Annotated in this window: 19 protein-coding genes and 1 pseudogene; 8 read left to right on the plus strand and 12 right to left on the minus strand. The window is 64.1% G+C overall.

Going from position 1 to position 17268, the window contains the following annotated elements:
- Positions 1-62: 62 nt before the first annotated feature.
- Entirely contained in the window at positions 63-1250 is a 1188-nt protein-coding gene (locus tag AC5ZFO_RS37680; protein WP_496123446.1) for an acyltransferase family protein, read from the minus strand.
- 183 nt (positions 1251-1433) lie between these two features.
- Here AC5ZFO_RS37680 and AC5ZFO_RS37685 point away from each other — a divergent pair, with 183 nt between their 5' ends.
- Positions 1434-1607 carry a DUF1328 domain-containing protein gene (locus AC5ZFO_RS37685; RefSeq protein WP_014494135.1) on the plus strand — a complete coding sequence of 58 codons (174 nt, stop codon included), beginning with the start codon at positions 1434-1436 and terminating at the stop codon, positions 1605-1607.
- Positions 1608-1647: 40 nt separating this feature from the next.
- Here AC5ZFO_RS37685 and AC5ZFO_RS37690 read toward each other — a convergent pair whose 3' ends face one another.
- Both AC5ZFO_RS37690 and AC5ZFO_RS37695 read right to left on the minus strand, forming a co-directional pair.
- A complete protein-coding gene (locus AC5ZFO_RS37690; protein ID WP_496123447.1) occupies positions 1648-2751 on the minus strand; it encodes an alpha/beta fold hydrolase in 1104 nt (367 codons plus the stop codon).
- A gap of 57 nt (positions 2752-2808) precedes the next feature.
- A complete protein-coding gene (locus tag AC5ZFO_RS37695) occupies positions 2809-3168 on the minus strand; it encodes a DUF427 domain-containing protein (RefSeq protein WP_014494138.1) in 360 nt (119 codons plus the stop codon).
- 179 nt (positions 3169-3347) lie between these two features.
- Here AC5ZFO_RS37695 and AC5ZFO_RS37700 point away from each other — a divergent pair, with 179 nt between their 5' ends.
- Both AC5ZFO_RS37700 and AC5ZFO_RS37705 read left to right on the plus strand, forming a co-directional pair.
- The gene (locus AC5ZFO_RS37700; protein WP_028147489.1) at positions 3348-3584 is read left to right on the plus strand and encodes a BolA/IbaG family iron-sulfur metabolism protein; all 237 of its coding nucleotides are present in this window, start codon (positions 3348-3350) and stop codon (positions 3582-3584) included.
- Between the two features lie 26 nt (positions 3585-3610).
- Entirely contained in the window at positions 3611-4804 is a 1194-nt protein-coding gene (locus AC5ZFO_RS37705) for a low temperature requirement protein A (protein WP_496123448.1), read from the plus strand.
- Positions 4805-4829: 25 nt separating this feature from the next.
- On the opposite strand, the gene egtD is transcribed toward AC5ZFO_RS37705, so the two are convergent.
- Positions 4830-5801: an L-histidine N(alpha)-methyltransferase gene (gene egtD / locus AC5ZFO_RS37710; RefSeq protein WP_496123449.1), complete on the minus strand. Its 972-nt coding sequence runs from the start codon at positions 5799-5801 to the stop codon at positions 4830-4832.
- 50 nt (positions 5802-5851) lie between these two features.
- Positions 5852-7150, minus strand: coding sequence for an ergothioneine biosynthesis protein EgtB (gene egtB / locus AC5ZFO_RS37715; protein WP_496123450.1), 1299 nt, complete (start codon positions 7148-7150; stop codon positions 5852-5854).
- 252 nt (positions 7151-7402) lie between these two features.
- Between egtB and grxD the strand changes: the two genes are divergently transcribed.
- From grxD to AC5ZFO_RS37735, 4 genes are read left to right on the plus strand one after another with little or no spacing between them, the layout of a single operon-like run.
- Positions 7403-7729 (plus strand): Grx4 family monothiol glutaredoxin, encoded by a 327-nt coding sequence (gene grxD, locus AC5ZFO_RS37720; protein ID WP_007602294.1) that lies wholly within the window; start codon positions 7403-7405, stop codon positions 7727-7729.
- Positions 7730-7733: 4 nt separating this feature from the next.
- Positions 7734-8285: an O-acetyl-ADP-ribose deacetylase gene (locus AC5ZFO_RS37725; protein ID WP_282523114.1), complete on the plus strand. Its 552-nt coding sequence runs from the start codon at positions 7734-7736 to the stop codon at positions 8283-8285.
- Positions 8286-8332: 47 nt separating this feature from the next.
- The gene (locus AC5ZFO_RS37730) at positions 8333-9619 is read left to right on the plus strand and encodes a serine hydrolase domain-containing protein (protein ID WP_282523115.1); all 1287 of its coding nucleotides are present in this window, start codon (positions 8333-8335) and stop codon (positions 9617-9619) included.
- A 1-nt stretch (position 9620) separates the two neighbouring features.
- Positions 9621-10883, plus strand: coding sequence for a serine hydrolase domain-containing protein (locus AC5ZFO_RS37735; protein WP_282523116.1), 1263 nt, complete (start codon positions 9621-9623; stop codon positions 10881-10883).
- Positions 10884-11021: 138 nt separating this feature from the next.
- Here the strand turns inward: AC5ZFO_RS37735 and AC5ZFO_RS37740 are convergent, their stop codons facing one another.
- From AC5ZFO_RS37740 to murI, 7 genes are all read right to left on the minus strand, one after another.
- Positions 11022-12089, minus strand: coding sequence for a threonine aldolase family protein (locus AC5ZFO_RS37740; RefSeq protein WP_282523117.1), 1068 nt, complete (start codon positions 12087-12089; stop codon positions 11022-11024).
- Between the two features lie 319 nt (positions 12090-12408).
- Positions 12409-12636: a hypothetical protein gene (locus AC5ZFO_RS37745; RefSeq protein WP_282523119.1), complete on the minus strand. Its 228-nt coding sequence runs from the start codon at positions 12634-12636 to the stop codon at positions 12409-12411.
- A gap of 114 nt (positions 12637-12750) precedes the next feature.
- Positions 12751-13368, minus strand: a complete 618-nt coding sequence (gene rpsD, locus AC5ZFO_RS37750) for a 30S ribosomal protein S4 (protein WP_018316575.1) — start codon at positions 13366-13368, stop codon at positions 12751-12753.
- 199 nt (positions 13369-13567) lie between these two features.
- Positions 13568-14335: an acyltransferase gene (locus tag AC5ZFO_RS37755; RefSeq protein ID WP_496123451.1), complete on the minus strand. Its 768-nt coding sequence runs from the start codon at positions 14333-14335 to the stop codon at positions 13568-13570.
- 106 nt (positions 14336-14441) lie between these two features.
- The gene (locus AC5ZFO_RS37760) at positions 14442-14825 is read right to left on the minus strand and encodes a cupin domain-containing protein (RefSeq protein WP_282523121.1); all 384 of its coding nucleotides are present in this window, start codon (positions 14823-14825) and stop codon (positions 14442-14444) included.
- 69 nt (positions 14826-14894) lie between these two features.
- On the minus strand, positions 14895-15668 hold the full coding sequence (locus tag AC5ZFO_RS37765; RefSeq protein WP_247309353.1) for an HpcH/HpaI aldolase family protein: 774 nt from the start codon (positions 15666-15668) through the stop codon (positions 14895-14897).
- 62 nt (positions 15669-15730) lie between these two features.
- Complete coding sequence (gene murI / locus AC5ZFO_RS37770; protein ID WP_282523122.1) at positions 15731-16528, minus strand: glutamate racemase; 798 nt, start codon at positions 16526-16528, stop codon at positions 15731-15733.
- Between the two features lie 169 nt (positions 16529-16697).
- Here murI and AC5ZFO_RS37775 point away from each other — a divergent pair.
- Positions 16698-17247, plus strand: a pseudogene (locus AC5ZFO_RS37775) (cytochrome b).
- The last annotated feature ends 21 nt before the right edge of the window (positions 17248-17268 follow it).

The following is a 17268-nucleotide window of genomic DNA, read 5'->3' on the forward strand; positions in this document are numbered from 1 at the left end:
CGGCAGACTGGATTGCTTCGTCGCAAGAACTCCTCGCAATGACGGACGGAGAGACCTCGGCCTTACAAAACGTGTGACGCGCCCGGAATCTTCCGCAACATTGCCGTCAGTCCCCAGCTCAGCAACACCGTGAGCACGAAGCCGATCGCCGCTTTCAAGATCGCAGGCCACGAATAGTCGAACAGCACATACTGGATCCACAGCGCGATCGGGTAGTGCACCAGGAACATGCCGTAGGCGTCCGCCTGCATGCGGTCGAGCAGGTTAGGCCCCGGCGACTTCTGGTTCAGGAAGAAGGCGAGGATCGCGAGCAGGATCGCGGCCGAGAACAGCACGACGAACGTGCCGTAGATCGCCTGATACCAGTCCGGCAGCACGCCGGGATTCCCGAGGATTGCGCGCTTGATGTAGATCATGCACCACATCAGGCAGTAGGGGACCAGCGTGGCGATCACCCACATCCATCGGTTCTTCGGCAACTGGCCCTCGGCGCTGAGGATACCGCGATCGAAGTTGGCGGCGCCGACGCTGACGCCGATGAAGAAATAGGCGAAGTAGAGCAGGACGCGGCTCGCCTGCACCGAAAACGGTCCGACCTCGAACCATTTGTTGGCCCCGAAATGGACCAGCGCGGGCACGTAGACGACGGCACTGACGACGGCGAGCAGCAGCCAGAACACGGCCGGCTGGTCAAATCCGCGCAGCGAAACGCGGTTGACCGGATCGACCAGATGGGCTGAGACCCGGTAGAGCATGCTCGCGGTCAGGTCGAACGCCAGCAGCACCCACACGAACCAGATCGGCCCGCTCGGCCACGGCCCGACGGTGATCGTCTTCCACCAGAACGAAGCGAAGGTCAGCTCGGGATCGTGCCGCAGCGCGATCGCGTAATAGGCGAGCGGGATGACCGTGAAGGCCGCGATCACGAACGGCAGCCCGAGCCGCAACAGGCGGTCGCGCAGGAAAACCTGCGGCGCCTTGCGCGCGATGCCGGACCACGTGAACAGTCCCGACAGGAAGAAGAACATCGCCATGAAGAAGCTGTCGGTGCAGAGCACAACGATGTCGAAGCCGATCCAGGACGCCGGGTCGGTGTGACCGAAATAGGTGTAGGGAATGACGGCGTGGTGCAGCAGCACCACCAGCGTGAGGAAGGTGCGGGTCCGATCGAGCGACAGATTGCGCGCCTTGGCTTTCGGCGCGGCGTGCGCCTCTGCGCCGATCGTCGCGGAATGTGACATCGTCATCATGGTCGCCCCGATTGCGCTCCTGCCCTGGCCGGACTGTGCCGTCGGGAACCGGATTCAGCAAGCGCAGTTTGTGTCGCGCCTTGCCCGCGGAGGGCCCTCAGGAACCAGTTCCATGCAGCGAAGTTAGCGTTCGCGAATGGGTCGAGGGCCGCAAAACATGCGGCATCCAAGGCGGAGTTGGCTATGACGATCCTGAAATGGGCGCTGATCTTTCTCTTGATCTCGATCGTGGCCGGCGTGCTCGGCTTCACCGGCCTCTCGGCCGCCTCGGCCGATGTCGCCCGCTTCCTGTTCTATATCTTCGTCGTGATCTTCCTGGTGCTGCTGATACTGGGGCTCACGATCTTCAGGGCGTAGCCGGGCTGCCGTTCGAACCGGGGGGCCGGGGCGCCGGCCCTCAATTGCCTGCGAATGGCATGACGCGGGCCATCAGCTCGGCCAAGAACTCATCAGGACGATCGAACGGAATGAAATGATCGCCGCCGCGAACCCACACAAATTCCTTATGCGGGGCCGTGATCTCCTTGAAATATTGCTCGGCGGGTTCGCCCGGCGTCACGCCGTCCGCGTCGCCCTCAATGAAGAACATGGGGATCGGGGATCTGAATCCCATCGAGGCCATGTCGCTCTGAAACATCGGCCCGGTCCGTCCGGTCAGATACCTGGCCGAGAAGGCGACGCCCTTGCGCCAGTTGTACAAGTCGAGCAGCGAGACATCCGGCATGAAGAGCGGCGGGATGGGGCCGGCGAACTGGAAGCCGCCGGCGGGCGTCAGACCCAGCGCGTTGCTCCATTTGTCCGCAATCAGGCGATTTTCCGGGGTGAGGGTCGGCTGTGAAGCGATCGGCGCCAATTCCGCCAGGGCTTCGGGATTGTTGGCGGATGCCGCAAGCCGTTGCAGGCGCGCGATCGTGAGCTCGAATGCCTTCTCGAAGGTCGTCCTGCCAACCACCTGGCCCGTGCCGACATAGGCCGAGAACAGATCCGGGCGTTGCTTCACCATGTGAATTCCCAGGAACGAGCCCCAGGAATGCCCGACCAGGACGATCCTGTCCTTGTGCAGATGCGTGCGCAGATGCTCGGCCAGCTCGACGCCATCCTGCGCCATTCGCTCCAGTGTCATGGTTGGCGCCAGCGTGTCTCCGGCGGCCCCATACGTGCGGCCGGTGCCGCGCTGGTCCCATTGCACGATGGTGAAGTGCTTTTCCCAGGGGCGCCAACCCGACGACATTGGCCAGCTGGAGCCTCCGGGCCCGCCATGGACGAACAGGAGGACCGGGTTATCCCGATCCTCGCCGCGGATTTGAATCCATTGCTTGATTCCGCCGATGTCGACGAACCCTCCCTCCTGCACGCCCTTCGGTGAGCGGATCGCGAGGGTTTCGGCAGCAAGATGCTGGCGATAGGCGCGAAAACCCAGTCCGGCGGCGGCCACCACGATGAGGATGGCGGCCACGCCCAGCAACGAGACCCCAATCAGTCTTGCGGCTTTGCGCGGCATCTTGAGCCTTGTGTCGACTGAGAGGAAGCGACCTGCGACCGCCCCGGCGCGGTGAGCCTACCCCACTTCCTCGATCTTCACCTTGTCCGGGTAGAAGGCGAGATGGCCGGAAATCTCCGTCATCGCGGGGAAAGGCGTCTCGTAGGTCCAGATCGCGTTGTCGAGCGTCTTGCCGTCGGCCTTGACGCTGTAATAGCTCGCGTCCCCTTTGTAGGGGCAATGGGTGACGCGGTCGGTGCGCTCCAGCAGCGCCATGTTGGCGTCCTCCCGCGGCACATATTGCACCGCCGGATATTTGGCTTCCTTCAAGATCAGTGCCTTGCTGGTCTCGGCGATCACGATGTCGCCGGCCGTGACGCGGACGCGCCGGGGATTTTGGGTGATGGTGATGGGGTGGTCGGGCCCTGGAAGCTTCATGAGTTCACGCCTTTTCGATCAATCTGCCGCGCGCGGCACTTTGTCGTGCCTTTATCCGGATGGGATCAGGGATATAGTGCCGGAATGCGTGACGTAGAAGGCCGTTCACGCTAAGTTTGGCCCTGCCGGTCCGGGGACCCCGGCAAGCGATTCGAAGCCGAGACAGGAGCAAGACCCGAATGCCCATGGACGCCCACGATATCGAGGCGATGATCAAGGCAGCGATCCCCGATGCCGAGGTGACGATCCGTGACCTCGCCGGCGATGGCGACCACTATGCCGCGACCGTGATCTCGGAATCCTTCCGCGGCAAGTCCCGCGTCCAGCAGCACCAGATCGTCTATCAGTCCCTGCAAGGCCAGATGGGTGGCGTGCTGCATGCGCTGGCGCTGCAAACCGGGGTACCGGGGGCCTGATCTGATCGCGTGACGGGGGGATGACGATGGCTGCGGACAATCCTCGCGGCGCGATGTTTCGCGTCATCGCTCCGAACCAGCATAGCCGCGTCACCAATGCCGAGCTGTTCTTCGACCTCGTCTTCGTCTTCGCCGTCACGCAGGTCTCGCACACGCTGCTGCACCATTTCACCCCGCTCGGCGCGGTGCACGTCACGGTGCTGTTCCTCGCGGTGTGGTGGGTGTGGGTCTACACCGCCTGGGTCACCAACTGGCTCAATCCCGATCTGACCCCGGTCCGCATCCTGCTCTTCCTGATGATGCTGGGCGGCCTCGTGCTGTCGACCACGATCCCGAGCGCCTTCGAGGGGCGGGGCCTGTGGTTTGCGATCGCCTACGCGACCATGCAGGTCGGACGCACCGCCTTCTGGCTGCTCGCGACCCCGCGCCATCGAACGGCCGTCCGGCACAACGCGATCCGCATTCTGGTCTGGCTCTGCGGCTCCGCGATCTTCTGGATCCTCGGCGGTCTCGCCCATGACGAGGCACGGCTGTGGTGCTGGATCGCGGCGCTCGCGATCGAATACGTCTCACCCGCGGTGCGCTTCTGGGTCCCGAAGCTCGGCTTCTCGTCGGTCGAAGCCTGGGCCGTCGAGGGCGGCCACATGGCCGAGCGCTGCGCCGGCTTCATCATCATCGCACTCGGTGAAGCCGTCGTCGTCAACGGCGCCACCTTTGCCGAGCTGGACTGGACCGCGGATAATATTTTGGCCTTTGTCTCGGCGCTGGCCGGGGCCATTGCGATGTGGTGGGTCTATTTCCACAAGGGCGCGGAGGCCGGCTCCGAGCGCATCTCGAAGTCCGCGGAATCCGGCCGGCTGGCGCGGCTCGCCTACACCTATCTGCACATGCCGATCGTCGCCGGCATCATCCTGACCGCGGTGTCGGACGAACTGGTGCTGAAGCATCCGACCGGCCATTCCGATATCAGGACCATCGTGAGCACGATCGGTGGTCCCCTGGTGTTCCTGGTCGGCACCATCCTGTTCAAGCACGCGATCCGCGGCTTCCTCCAGCTCTCCCACGGCATCGGCATCATCCTGCTCGCGGTGCTGTGGTGGTTCGCCGCCGATCTCTCGCCACTCTGGCTGTCGGTCGCGTCGACCGTGATCATGATCGTGGTCGCGGTGTGGGAGTCGGTGTCGCTGGGGTCGTCTCCGCAAGAGGCCGAGGAGCATTGACCCGGCGCCACTGGCGCCGGAGCGTTTACTCCGCCGCCTCCAGCGCGTGCACCGAAAACATCTTCGCCGCGTCCGTCCAGCTTTCGCGCACCTGCCAGCCCGCGCCCTGCGCCAGCGCAGCAAAACGCTCGAGGCTGTATTTGTAGCTGTTCTCGGTGTGGATGCTCTCGCCGGGGCGGAACGAGAAGCTGGTGCCGAGCAGGCGCACGGTCTGGCTCTTCTTGCTGATCAGGTGCATCTCGATCCGGTGCCGCTCGCGGTTGTAGATCGCGCGGTGGGTGAAGGCGGACAGGTCGAAATTGCCGCCGAGCTCGCGGTTGATGCGCACGAGCACATTGAGGTTGAAGCGGGCGGTCACGCCGGCGGCATCGTTGTAGGCGTCGTGGAGGACGCGCTCTTCCTTCTCGAGGTCGGCGCCGATGATCATCTGCGCGCCCTTGCCCAGGATCTTGCGGGCGCTCTTCAGGAAGGCCTGCGCCTCATGCGGCTCGAAATTGCCGATGGTCGAGCCGGGGAAGAAGCCGACCTTGGGCATCGATGCGACTGCCCTCGGCAACTCGAACGGGGTGGTGAAGTCGGCCGCCACCGGATAGATGCCGAGCGTCGGGAAGTCCCGCTTCAGGCCGTTGGCCTGCGCCTTCAGGAAGTCGCCGGAGATGTCGACGGGCACATAGGCTGCGAATTTGCAGTGATCGAGCAGCAGGCGGACTTTCGTGGTTGCTCCGGCGCCGAACTCGACCAGCGCCGCATGCTGCGGAATGATCTTCGCGATCTCGCTGCCGCGCTCCTTCAGGATCGCAAGCTCGGTGCGCGTCGGGTAATATTCCGGCAGGCGCGTGATCGCCTCGAACAGCTCCGATCCGGCCGCGTCGTAGAAATATTTCGGCGACAGCTTTTTCGGCTGTTGCGACAGGTCCTCGATGGCCTCGCGGGCGAAGGCGGTGGTCTGCTCGTCGGGGAGATGGGCTTCGGCCAAAGCGCTGGCGTGCACATTCATGATACTCTCCTGAACGCGCTGTCCGGCGCGTATTTGTCGTCGGATGATTTTTATTCGTAGTCGGCGAGCCGCAGTCCCGTGAACTGCCAGCGATGGTGCGGATAAAAGAAGTTGCGATAGGTAATACGGCTGTGGCCCTCGGGAGTTGCAAGCGAGGAGCCGCGCAGCACCAACTGATTGATCATGAACTTGCCGTTGTACTCCCCGAGCGCGCCTTCGATGGCGCGGTAGCCGGGGTAGGGCGAATATGAAGAACGCGTCCACTGCCAGACGATGCCGAAGGCGTCGTTGAGCTGGCCGGCGCGGGCCGCGACCTCCCATTCCATCTCGGTCGGCAGATGCTTCCCGGCCCAGCGCGCAAACGCATCGGCCTCGTAATAGCTGACGTGGCAGACCGGCGCGTCCGGATCGACCGGCTTGAGGCCGGCGAGCGTCATCATGTGCCACTGGCCGTCGATCTCGCGCCAATGGCCGGGGGCGTCCCAGCCTTCGTTGTTGACGGTGGCAAAGCCGTCCATCAGCCACAAGGTCACGGTCCGGTAGCCGCCGTCGCGCATGAAGGCGAGCCACTCGGCGTTGGTGACGAGATTGCGTGCGACCCTGACCGGACCGACGAGGGCGCGATGCGCCGGCTTCTCGTTGTCGAAATGAAAACTGTCGTCGACATGACCTACGGTGTGGATACCCTCGTTCAGCGTCAGCCAATCCTCCCCCGCGCGTGTCGATGCCGGGAAGCGCCAGTCCGGATCATAGGCCGGCGGGATCGGGTTCTGCGCGAAGGCATGCAGGATGTCGGTGAACATCAATTCCTGATGCTGCTGCTCGTGATTGAGCCCGACCTCGACCAGCGGCGCGATCTCGCGAAGCTTGTCCGCGCCGACCTCGCGGAAGAATTTGACGACGGCTGCATCGACATAGGTTCGATAGGCGCCGACCTGATCTGCGCCGGGGCGGGTGATGTCGCCGCGGTGATTGCGGGAATGACGCGGGCCGGCGCTGACGTAATAGGAATTGAACAGGAAAGCGAAATCAGGGTGGAAGGGCCGGTAGCCGGGACAGTGCTCGCCGAGCAGGAATTGCTCCCAGAACCAGGTGGTATGGGCGCGATGCCATTTCGTGGGGCTCGCATCCGGCATGGATTGAATCTGCTGGTCTTCAGGCGACAGCGGCGCGGCCCGACGCTCGGTCTCGTTGCGGACGACGAGAAACGCCTCTTCCAGCCCCTGGGCGAGGCCGCGCGGGTCGGCCGACGGTGACGAAAGCGGCGGGGTGGCCGTAGCGGAGGCTTGTTTCGTCACGTTTTTCTCCAGACAGCACAAGAGAACGTTGTTGGCGTTGCCCGGTTCCAAAAACCGGGGTTCGTCCTAGATAAGGGCTCCGTTACGGTATGAAAGTCCTCCCCGGCGATGATATTCGTGGCATCATGTAATGGAGCCGGCGTGGCCTGGACCGGCCGCCCCAGGGCTGTTCAAGGGGTGTTCGCCGCCATTTTACTTTGGATGCACAACGGTTTGGGCTACATATATGGGCAAGTATCGGGTTAAATCGGCTGGGCCGGCCCGAGGGAATCGTTGAGGGCTCCGCCCCGGAAGGACATGGATATGAGCATCGAGGAATTCATCGCCAACGAAGTGAAGTCGAACGACGTGGTTCTGTTTATGAAGGGTACGCCGCAATTTCCGCAGTGCGGTTTCTCCGGCCAGGTCGTCCAGATCCTCGACCACATCGGCGTTGGTTATAAGGGGCTCAACGTCCTCGAATCCGCCGAACTGCGTAACGGCATCAAGGACTATTCGAACTGGCCGACCATTCCGCAGCTCTATGTGAAGGGCGAGTTCGTCGGCGGATGCGACATCGTCCGCGAGATGTTCCAGGCCGGCGAACTGCAGCAGCTCTTCTCCGAGAAGGGCGTCGCCGTCGCGGCTTGATCCGGTGACCCAGCTGACGCGCCGCATCGGCGGCGCCGAGCTCGAGGTTATCGTTGCTGACATCACGACAATCGGCGTTGACGCCATCGTCAACGCCGCAAATTCGTCTCTCCTCGGCGGAGGCGGCGTTGACGGCGCAATCCACGACGCTGCCGGTCCCGAGCTTCTGGCCGAGTGCCGGACGCTCGGGGGATGTCCGACCGGCGATGCCAAGATCACGAAGGGCTACCGTCTGCCCGCGCGGCATGTGATCCACGCAGTCGGCCCCGTCTGGCACGGCGGCAGCCACGGCGAGGCGGATGCGTTGCGCTCCTGTTATCGCCGTTCGCTTGAGCTCTCCCAGGCCAATAGACTGAACTCTCTAGCCTTCTCCGCGATCTCGACCGGGGTATATCGCTTTCCGGCCGACCAGGCCGCGAAGATTGCGGTCCACACGACCATTGAAGCCCTGCCGGCAGCGCCGTTGGTCACCCACGTCATATTCTGTTGTTTCTCGGAGACAAGCGCCGCGCTCCACACTGACGTTTTGGCGCGGTACGCCAGCCCTTGTGCCTGATGACGCGGTCAGTACACTCCGCTCGGCCACCTTCCCGGGGAGGGGATATGAATTCACATTTCGGACTGCGTGCGTTCGTTTGCGGCGCACTGGTGTCGCTGGGTGCGATGTCGCTCGCGCGCGCCGAAGGCACCTACGAGATTCCGGCCGGCGCGCATTTCAATCAGGACAAGCTCGCCAAGGTCAGCGAGTTCTTCAAGAACGAGGTCGCGACCGGCAAGATCGCCGGCGCCACCGTGCTGATCAAGCAGCACGGCAAGCCGGTCTACCACGAAGCCTTCGGCGTGCAGGACGTGGAGAGCAAGGCGCCGATCACCGACAAGACCATCTTCCGCCTGTTCTCGATGAGCAAGGCGATCACTTCCGTCGTCGCGGTGCAGTTGATCGAAGACGGCAAGATCAAGCTTGACGATCCCGTCTCGAAATACATTCCGTCCTTCGCCAATGTGAAGGTCGGCGTCGAGAAGAAGGCCGACGACGGCACCAAGTCGCTCGAGCTCGTACCACCGAACCGGCCGATGACGGTGCACGATCTGATGACGCACACCTCGGGCGTCACCTATGGCTTCTATGGCGACAGCCTGGTCCGCAAGGCCTATCGCGAGGCTAATATCTACGCCGGCGATTTCGACCTCGCGGAGTTCGCCGAGCGCATCGCCAAACTGCCGCTGCACAACCAGCCGGGCGCGCTGTGGCAATACGGCCATTCCACCGACATTCTGGCGCGTGTGATGGAGGTCGCAACCGGCAAGCCGTTGCTCGAGATCGAGCGGGAAAAGCTACTCGATCCGCTCGGCATGGTCGACACCGGCTTCTTCGTCACCGCCCCCGAGAAGCAGAAGCTTCTGGCCCAGCCGGTGCCGAATGACGCCGATTTTCGCGTCGGCCGGATCAACGATCCGACGGTTGTCAAAAAAATCCAATTCGCCAGCGGCGGCATGGTTACGACCATGGCGGACTATGAGCGCTTTGCGCAGATGCTGCTCAACGGCGGCAGTCTCGACGGCAAGACCATCCTCAAGCCCGAGACATTCAAGCTGATGGTGACCGATCAGGTCGGTCCGACCTCGGGGGTCAGTCGCGACTATTTTTATTTCCCCGGCGACGGTTTCGGCTTCGGCCTCGGCCTTGCAGTCCGCACCGATCCCGGCAACGCCAAGCCGCCGCCGCCCGGCGATCTCGGGGAATTGAAGTGGGACGGCGCCTCAGGCTGCTATTTCGTCATCGATCCCAAGCAGGACATGTTCTTCGTGCTGCTGGAGCAGACCCCGACCGAGCGCCAGCGCGTGCAACGGACATTGAAGCAGTTGGTCTATGAAGCCATGGAGAAGTGACATGTTCGGGCGCCGCGCGCTGATCGCGGCGCTCGTTCTCTTGTTCGGTGCGGTTGGTGCGCAAGCGGGCTCCGAGAGGCGCGCCCGCACTTTCTCGCCAGAGGGCCTGGCAAAGGTTTCCGACTACATCAGGAGTGAGGTCGCAGCCGGCACCTTTCCGGGCGCGATCCTGCTGCTCCAGCAGCACGGCAAGCCGGTCTATTACGAGAATTTCGGCGTCCGCGATGTCGCCACCGAGATCTCGATGAGCGCGGACACGATCTTCCGGCTCTATTCGATGTCGAAGCCGGTCACGACAGTCATGGCGATGATGCTGGTCGAGGAGGGCAAGCTCTCGCTCGACGATCCCGTCGCAAAGTACATTCCGGCCTTTGGCAAGATGAAGGTCGGTGTCGAGACGAAGGCCGAGGACGGCAAGGTCGCGCTGGCGCTGGAGCCGCTCAGTCGCTCCGTGACGATCAAGGATTTGATGCGCCACACTGCCGGGCTGCCCTACGGTTATTATGGCGGGGGCTTGGTGAACAAGCTCTATGCCGACGCCGGTCTCTTCGACAACAAGGCTTTGACCAACGCCGAACTCGTCGCGAAGATCACCACGCTTCCGCTCGCCGAACAGCCCGGCACGAACTGGGATTATGGCCACTCCACGGACGTGCTCGGCCGCATCGTCGAGGTCGTATCGGGGAAATCGCTGTTCGGGTTCGAGAAGGAGCGGTTGCTCGATCCGCTCGGGATGACGGACACTGCATACTATGTCGCCGATCCTGCCAAGTGGCCGCGCATCGCCGAGCCGATGCCGCAGGATCGCGCGATTAGCCCGATGACGCAGGTCCGCGATCCCAGGAAACCGCTGAGGTGGGAGTCGGGCGGCGGCGGCCTTGTCGGTACGGTCGGTGACTACGCGCGCTTCTCGCAGATGCTGCTCAACGGCGGCAGCTATGAAGGCCGGCGCTATCTCAAGCCGGAGACCATCGCGCTGATGGCGTCGGATCATATCGGTCCTGAGACGAAGATCGCGCGCGATCAGAATTACTATCCGGGCGGAAGCTCCGGCTTCGGCCTCGGCTTCGCGGTGCGCACCTCGGTGCCATCGGGGACATCGTGGCCTCTTGGCGAATATCGCTGGGACGGCGTCGGCGGCACCTTCTTCTTCATCGATCCCGAAGACGATCTGTTCGGGATCTTCATGGTGCAGACCCCGTCGCAGCGTGGCCGGATTCAGCTGGCACTAAAGACGCTGATCTATCAGGCGATGGGGCGGTAGCTAGCCGCCTTCGTAGCCCGGATGGAGCCAACGGGTCGGCGCGAAGCGCCGCCCGATGACAGGCTCCGCGCAATCCGGGAAAATCTTTCCGCGAGGCGAGGCCCCCGGATTTCGCTGCGCTCCATCCGGGCTACGGACTTACGCCCCGCGCACGATCTCGCGGACGTATCCGATCATTTCCTCGACCTGGGCCGCATTGACGTCGAGATGGGTGCAGGCGCGGATGCGGCCGTCCATCATCGCGAGCGTCACGCCGCGCTGGCGCAGTGCGGCGACCATCTTGTCGCCGGCAATTCCGGCGCCATCAGGCTTGAAGAACACGAGATTGGTCTCGGGCTCCTGCACCTCGACGCCTGCGATCTGCGACAGGCCGCGGGCGAGCGCGCGCGCATTGGCGTGATCGTCGGCGAGGCGATCGACGTGATGGTCGAGTGCGTAGATGCAGGCGGCCGCGCAGACGCCGGCCTGCCGCATCGAGCCGCCGAGGCGCTGCTTCCACTGCCACACCGCGTCAATGAAGGCGCGGGTGCCCGCGAGCACGCCGCCGATCGGCGCGCCCAGGCCCTTCGAGAAATCGATCCAAGCCGAATCCCAACCCGCCGTCATGTCGCGCGGGGGGATGCCGCTCGCCACCGTGGCGTTGAGCAGGCGCGCACCGTCCATGTGGGTGACGAGACCGTGCTGCTTGGCGATCGCGACGATCTCGTCGAGTGCGGCCTTCTTCCAGATCGTGCCGCCGCCGATATTGGCGGTCTGCTCGACGCTGACGACGGTCTGCGGCGGCTGGTAGCGCGTCCGCGGATGCAGTGCCTTGCGGAAGGTCTCCGGCGTGAACTGGCCGTCGGGTCCCTTGAGCTGGGTCACCTGGAAGCCGCCGATCGCGGCATGCGCGCCGCCTTCGCGGGCGATGATATGTGCGCTCTCGTGGGCGAGGATCTCGTCGCCGGGACGGCAATGCACCAGCGTCGCGGTGACGTTGCACATCGTGCCTGACGGCATGTAGACCGCGGCCTCCTTGCCGAGCAGCGCGGCGACGCGCTCGCACAGTGCGTTCACGGTCGGATCGTCGCCGACCTGCTCGTCGCCGACCTCGGCCCGCGCCATCGCCTCGCGCATCGCAGCCGTCGGCTTGGTCTGCGTGTCCGAGAGCAGATTGATGCGCACCGGCGGCGCCTTGGGATCGATCGGGGGAGGGGTGTAGAGCATCAACTTGCTCCCTGAGGGGAATGGCACTCGCTCGCGGTCAGCGAGCTCTGGGTGGACGCCGGGCGGCGTGACGAAACCGCATAATAACGATTTCTGTCTCGGTCACACGATAATCGATCAGATAGGGATAAGGGTTGACCGGCAAGCGACGGACGTATGCACGCGTAGTCGTTCGCCCTGCGTGGGGGGTAGGTCTCTAGCAATGCTATGAGAGCGACAATGCGGCCTCGCACGTGGCCTGCGCCTTGGGGCGAGTGCGCCTCGATGTAGGTCAGAATTTGGTCGATTTGGGCGAGCGCCCGCTTCGTATAGCGGACCTTCACAGCCCGTGCTTAGCCCACATCGCGCGGACTTCGTCAGCGCTGGCCAGCTCGCCGCGGGCGATTTCGGCTTCGGCCTCGGTGAGATCTGCCTCTTCCGCCGCCGTCAGCTGGATTGGTGGCTGATCGCCCCCCGCAAGCTCAAGCAGGGTCCGCGCCAGTTCGTCCTGCTCTGAATCGGGCAGGCCGGAAACTTTGCTGAAGGCCTCTTCCAGAAGACGAGTCATGCTCAACTCCGCGCTGTGCAATCATAGCACAGATGGCCTGAGACATAGGAATCGCCGGCTCAAACAAAAAGGCCCCGGTGAACCGGGGCCTTTGAATGTCGTTCTGCCGAACTATCAGCGCGAATAGAATTCGACGACCAGATGCGGCTCCATCTGCACCGGGAACGGCACGTCGGAGAGGCCGGGGATGCGCACGTACTTCGCGGTCATCTTGCCGTGGTCGACTTCGAGATAGTCGGGGGTGTCGCGCTCGGGGAGCTGGCTGGCTTCGAGCACGTGGGCGAGCTGCTTGGAGGCTTCCTTGACCTCGATCACGTCGCCGACCTTGAGCTGGTAGCTCGAGATGTTCACCTTGCGGCCGTTCACCTTGATGTGGCCGTGGTTGATGAACTGGCGCGCGGCGAAGATCGTGGAGACGAACTTGGCGCGGTACACGACCGCGTCGAGACGACGCTCCAGGAGACCGATCAGGTTCTCGCCGGTGTCACCCTTGAGGCGGCTCGCCTCGACATAGATGCCGTGGAACTGACGCTCGGAAATGTTGGCGTAATAGCCCTTCAGCTTCTGCTTGGCGCGCAGCTGCACGCCGAAGTCGGAGAGCTTGCCCTTGCGGCGCTGGCCGTGCTGGCCGGGGCCGTACTCGCGGCGGTTCACGGGGCTCTTCGGGCGGCCCCAGATGTTCTGGCCCATACGGCGATCGAGTTTGTACTTCGCCTCACTGCGCTTAGTCATCGCGTCCTCTTCAGGTACATGGTTTGAGGAAACGCGCCCTCCTGTGTGACGGGCTGGGCCCGGCACTGACAGGTCCGATCCCCAAAGCTTAAGGGAGAGGACCACGGGTCGCGAAACGCTTCGCGGGCCGAAATCGGCCCGCGAGCAGGCGGCTTTTAGGTGAGTTTGGGCCGTTCTGTCAATGCGAATAGCCCCGAAATCATGTCCGGACCGCCCGGATCGGCTTCGCCCCGGCCGCGCGCAATTCGGCAGCGATTTCAGTGTTCAGGACCTGTTCCAGCCGGGTCAGGATCCGGGCAATGGGGGCGGCGTAGGTGACCCGGTGGTCCCAGCGGATCACGACATGGATGGTCTGGTCGCCCTCGACCACCCCATAGCTGACGATGAAGGGGCCGGGCGTGATGGGATGGAGCTCGCCGCCGCCATAGGCCGCCACCGAGCTCACCGCGAAGCTGCCGAACCAGTTGCCGCGCTGCCGGCCGAAATTCAGCCCGACCGCCCAGCACAGCCGCCGCAGCGGCAGCGGCAGGCGGGTGGCCCGCATGATCTTGCGGAACATGGGAACGTCTTCGATCGGGGCCGTCTTGGCACGCCGGATTTCGGCGTCCACCGCGGCCAGCGCCATGGCTTCGGGAGCCGCGATTCGCTGCGGCATCACGCATTCCTCGCCGTCTTGGACCCGGGCGATCGCCACCGACGCCACGCTATTGGGCAGCTCGTAGAGCGACGGCCAGGGCCATTTGGCGTAGACGGTGCGCAGGACCGGCTCGTCCCTGGCGACCAGGGCAAAGGCCTTGACGAACATCGCGGCCCAGCCGGCGGGCGCCATCGCCCCGGCGCGCGCCTCCAGCAGGGGGCGGATATTGAGGGGGCGGGAGAGCGAGACGAATGGCACGTCCATCGACGCCCGCATGAGGTCGCAAATCAGGCGGCGCGGCAGCGAAATGGTCTTGGACGTCCCGCGCATGGGTCTTTCGGTTCCTGCGGACTAAAATATGTGCAGCGAGCGGGTGGCCCGCTCGCCGCGTGCTCTAGCACGAACCAACCTGCCTGGGGCGGGTCGGTTCGCCGCATCAGGGTGCCGGCGAGGCCAGCGGCTTGGTCTTGTCGACGATGTAAACTCCAAGCACTTTCATGGCCTTGTCGCCGTGAGCCTTGGCGTCGTGCACGACGCCTGCCGGGATCTGGTAGGAGTCCCCGGCTTTCAGGGTTTTCTCCGGCTGGCCGTCGATGAGGAGATTCAGCTCGCCTTCGAGCACGTAGCCGGTTTCGACCCCAGGATGGGTATGGCGTCCGGCTGCGCCGCCCGCCGGGACCTCCGCGATCGCGGTGACGGTGTTGTAGCCGTCGGGAAATTCGAGCTTCTGCAGTGGGGTCCGCTTGATGCCGGTCTGCTGGGCGAAGGCTGCAAGGGCAAGGCTGGTAAAGGCGAGAGCGAGCAAAGTCTTTTTGAGCATGGTTCTTCCTCTCTGGAACCGCCGACCCTAGCAGCACCGCAGTTCCCGGCAAGGCCGCGACCGGCTCGTTCAGCGCTTGATCCCCTCGAACGCTGCCATGATGCCGCGCTGGAACAGCGACCAGTCGAAACCGAGCGCGATCGCGCGATAGCCGCGATCGACCAGGGCGTTGGCCTGGTCTGCGGTGCGGGCCACGCCGCCGATCGGCACGCCGCTCTTGAGGATGCCGGCCTCGGCGCGGGCGACCAGCTCCAGCAATTCCGGATCGTCCATCTGCCCGCGCTTGTTGATGGACGTCGCGAGATCGCCGGGGCCGATCACCGCGACGTCGATACCCGGCGTCGCCATGATCTCGTCGATGCGGTTGACGGCCTCGACATGCTCGATGGTGATCATGCAGATCATCTCGTCGTCGGCGCTGGCCATGTAGTCCGGCATCGACTGGCCCCAGCGGAACGGTGCGTGGAACGGACCCCAGAGACGATCGCCGCGCGGCGGATAGCGCACGCTGCGCACCGCCTTCTCGGCTTCAGCGCGATTGGTGATCATCGGGAAATTGATGCCGAAGGCGCCGATGTCCATCGGCGCTTTCGCAAGCCACGGCTCGTTCGCCGCGATCCGCACCAGGGGCGTGCACGGCGTGCCTGTCGTGGCCGCGATCATCGCATGTGCTTCGGTCAAGCCAATCGGGCCATGCTCGAGATCGACGATGATCCAATCGAGCGAGCGCGCCATGATCTGTACGGTCTGCACGCTCGGGATCGTCGCGATCGCGCCGAAGGCGGGGCGCCCTTCGCTCCAGAGCTGGCGGAGACGGTTGAGCGGCGCTGCGGGGACCGACATGGAATGACCTTGCGCAAAAGTGACGACGGCGAAGCCTAGCAGCGCGCCGTGTCTGCGAAAAGTCAGGCCAGTGCGCGGCCGCCGAAGAACGGCGTCAGCGTGGCCGAAAGGCCATGTACGCGGTTCGAGGTGAAGATCATCTCGGCGCCGGACTGCGCGATGCCGCCGATTTGCGCGCCGAGCAAGTCGGAGACGCGGCGGGCGATGGCGGGCGCGGGGTCGATCCATTCGACCGGCCAGGGCGCGAGCGTCTTCATCCGGTCGAGCAGCAGCGGATAATGCGTGCAGGCGAGCACCACGGTGTCGGTGCGCGATGTCGCGTCCGCGGGATCGCCGACGAAGCAGGGGGCGAGTTCGGCGAGGATGTCGCCGTCGCTGATCGGATGGCCGCTGAGCGCGGCTTCTGCCAGCGAGGCGAGCTCGGGCGAGCCGACCAATGTCACCTCGCAACCCAGCGCGAAATCGCGGATCAGCGCCTTGGTGTATTCGCGCTTCACCGTGCCCTTGGTGCCGAGCACCGAGACGCGGCGGCTCTTCGACTGCGCGCAGGCGGGCTTGATCGCCGGCACGGTGCCGACGAAGGGCAGGGAATAAGCGGCGCGCAAGTGAGATAGGACCAGGGTGGACGCCGTGTTGCAGGCGATGACGACGAGGTCAGGATCGTGCGTGCCGATCAGTTCGCCCATCAGCGGCACGACGCGGGCGATGATCTCGTCCTCGCTGTGGTGGCCATAGGGGAAGAAGGCATCGTCGGCGACATAGACGTAATGCGCGTCCGGGCGCGCGGCCACGACCTCGCGGAGCACCGTGAGTCCGCCAAGGCCGGAATCGAACACCAGGATCGTCGCAGAATTGGTCACGTCGCTACCTTAAGGGCACCATGGTTACCATTCGGTTTTTGGGGCGGTTTTGCGGCGGGGCCGTTTGGGACCGATTTGGAACGATTCAATTTCACGGTTACCGCAAGTTCCCGCTATCAGCAGCTGCGCTGCGGACGGGGACATATCCGCAAAACTCCGGAGAGCCGACATGATCAGAAATACCAGTAACGGCTGGGGCAGCGTTTCCCGGTGGCTGCACTGGATTTTGGCGCTGGCCATCCTCGCCACGATCGGCTTCGGCTGGTGGATGAACCACATCCCGGCGCGTCCCGACCGCTTCTTTTACCGCTCGATCCACGCCGATATCGGCTATGTGATCCTGCTGCTGACCGTGCTGCGCCTGGCCTGGCGCCGTCAACCCAACGCCGGCGATGCCGCCTGAAACCTCGCGCTGGCAGAAGATCGCGGCCCATATCAGCCACGGCGCGCTCTATCTCGTGGTCATCCTGGTCGCGATGTTGGGCTGGGCGCATTCCGGCGCGCGTACGCCTGATTATTCCGATTTCTTCGGCCTGTTTCACGTGCCGCAATTCACCTCTCCCGACCGTGCGGCGGCGGGCGCCTATGAGGACCGCCACATCCTCTTTGCCTATGTGCTGCTGGCGCTGATCGCGATTCACGTGATCGCTGCCCTCTGGCACCACTTCATCCGCCGCGACCGCGTCGTGGCGCGGATGGTGACGGACGACGTGGGGTAGGGCACGGTCTCTCCACCTCGT

It is taken from the genome of Bradyrhizobium sp. Unk1, assembly GCF_059512345.1.

What these genes read in the sequence shown, in the direction of transcription:
- AC5ZFO_RS37680 (WP_496123446.1), bottom strand. Translation starts at nt 1,250, where the DNA reads ATGATGACGATGTCACATTCCGCGACGATCGGCGCAGAGGCGCACGCC.
- AC5ZFO_RS37685 (WP_014494135.1), top strand. Translation starts at nt 1,434, where the DNA reads ATGACGATCCTGAAATGGGCGCTGATCTTTCTCTTGATCTCGATCGTG.
- AC5ZFO_RS37690 (WP_496123447.1), bottom strand. Translation starts at nt 2,751, where the DNA reads ATGCCGCGCAAAGCCGCAAGACTGATTGGGGTCTCGTTGCTGGGCGTG.
- AC5ZFO_RS37695 (WP_014494138.1), bottom strand. Translation starts at nt 3,168, where the DNA reads ATGAAGCTTCCAGGGCCCGACCACCCCATCACCATCACCCAAAATCCC.
- AC5ZFO_RS37700 (WP_028147489.1), top strand. Translation starts at nt 3,348, where the DNA reads ATGCCCATGGACGCCCACGATATCGAGGCGATGATCAAGGCAGCGATC.
- AC5ZFO_RS37705 (WP_496123448.1), top strand. Translation starts at nt 3,611, where the DNA reads ATGGCTGCGGACAATCCTCGCGGCGCGATGTTTCGCGTCATCGCTCCG.
- egtD (WP_496123449.1), bottom strand. Translation starts at nt 5,801, where the DNA reads ATGAATGTGCACGCCAGCGCTTTGGCCGAAGCCCATCTCCCCGACGAG.
- grxD (WP_007602294.1), top strand. Translation starts at nt 7,403, where the DNA reads ATGAGCATCGAGGAATTCATCGCCAACGAAGTGAAGTCGAACGACGTG.
- AC5ZFO_RS37730 (WP_282523115.1), top strand. Translation starts at nt 8,333, where the DNA reads ATGAATTCACATTTCGGACTGCGTGCGTTCGTTTGCGGCGCACTGGTG.
- AC5ZFO_RS37735 (WP_282523116.1), top strand. Translation starts at nt 9,621, where the DNA reads ATGTTCGGGCGCCGCGCGCTGATCGCGGCGCTCGTTCTCTTGTTCGGT.
- AC5ZFO_RS37740 (WP_282523117.1), bottom strand. Translation starts at nt 12,089, where the DNA reads ATGCTCTACACCCCTCCCCCGATCGATCCCAAGGCGCCGCCGGTGCGC.
- AC5ZFO_RS37745 (WP_282523119.1), bottom strand. Translation starts at nt 12,636, where the DNA reads ATGACTCGTCTTCTGGAAGAGGCCTTCAGCAAAGTTTCCGGCCTGCCC.
- rpsD (WP_018316575.1), bottom strand. Translation starts at nt 13,368, where the DNA reads ATGACTAAGCGCAGTGAGGCGAAGTACAAACTCGATCGCCGTATGGGC.
- AC5ZFO_RS37755 (WP_496123451.1), bottom strand. Translation starts at nt 14,335, where the DNA reads ATGCGCGGGACGTCCAAGACCATTTCGCTGCCGCGCCGCCTGATTTGC.
- AC5ZFO_RS37760 (WP_282523121.1), bottom strand. Translation starts at nt 14,825, where the DNA reads ATGCTCAAAAAGACTTTGCTCGCTCTCGCCTTTACCAGCCTTGCCCTT.
- AC5ZFO_RS37765 (WP_247309353.1), bottom strand. Translation starts at nt 15,668, where the DNA reads ATGTCGGTCCCCGCAGCGCCGCTCAACCGTCTCCGCCAGCTCTGGAGC.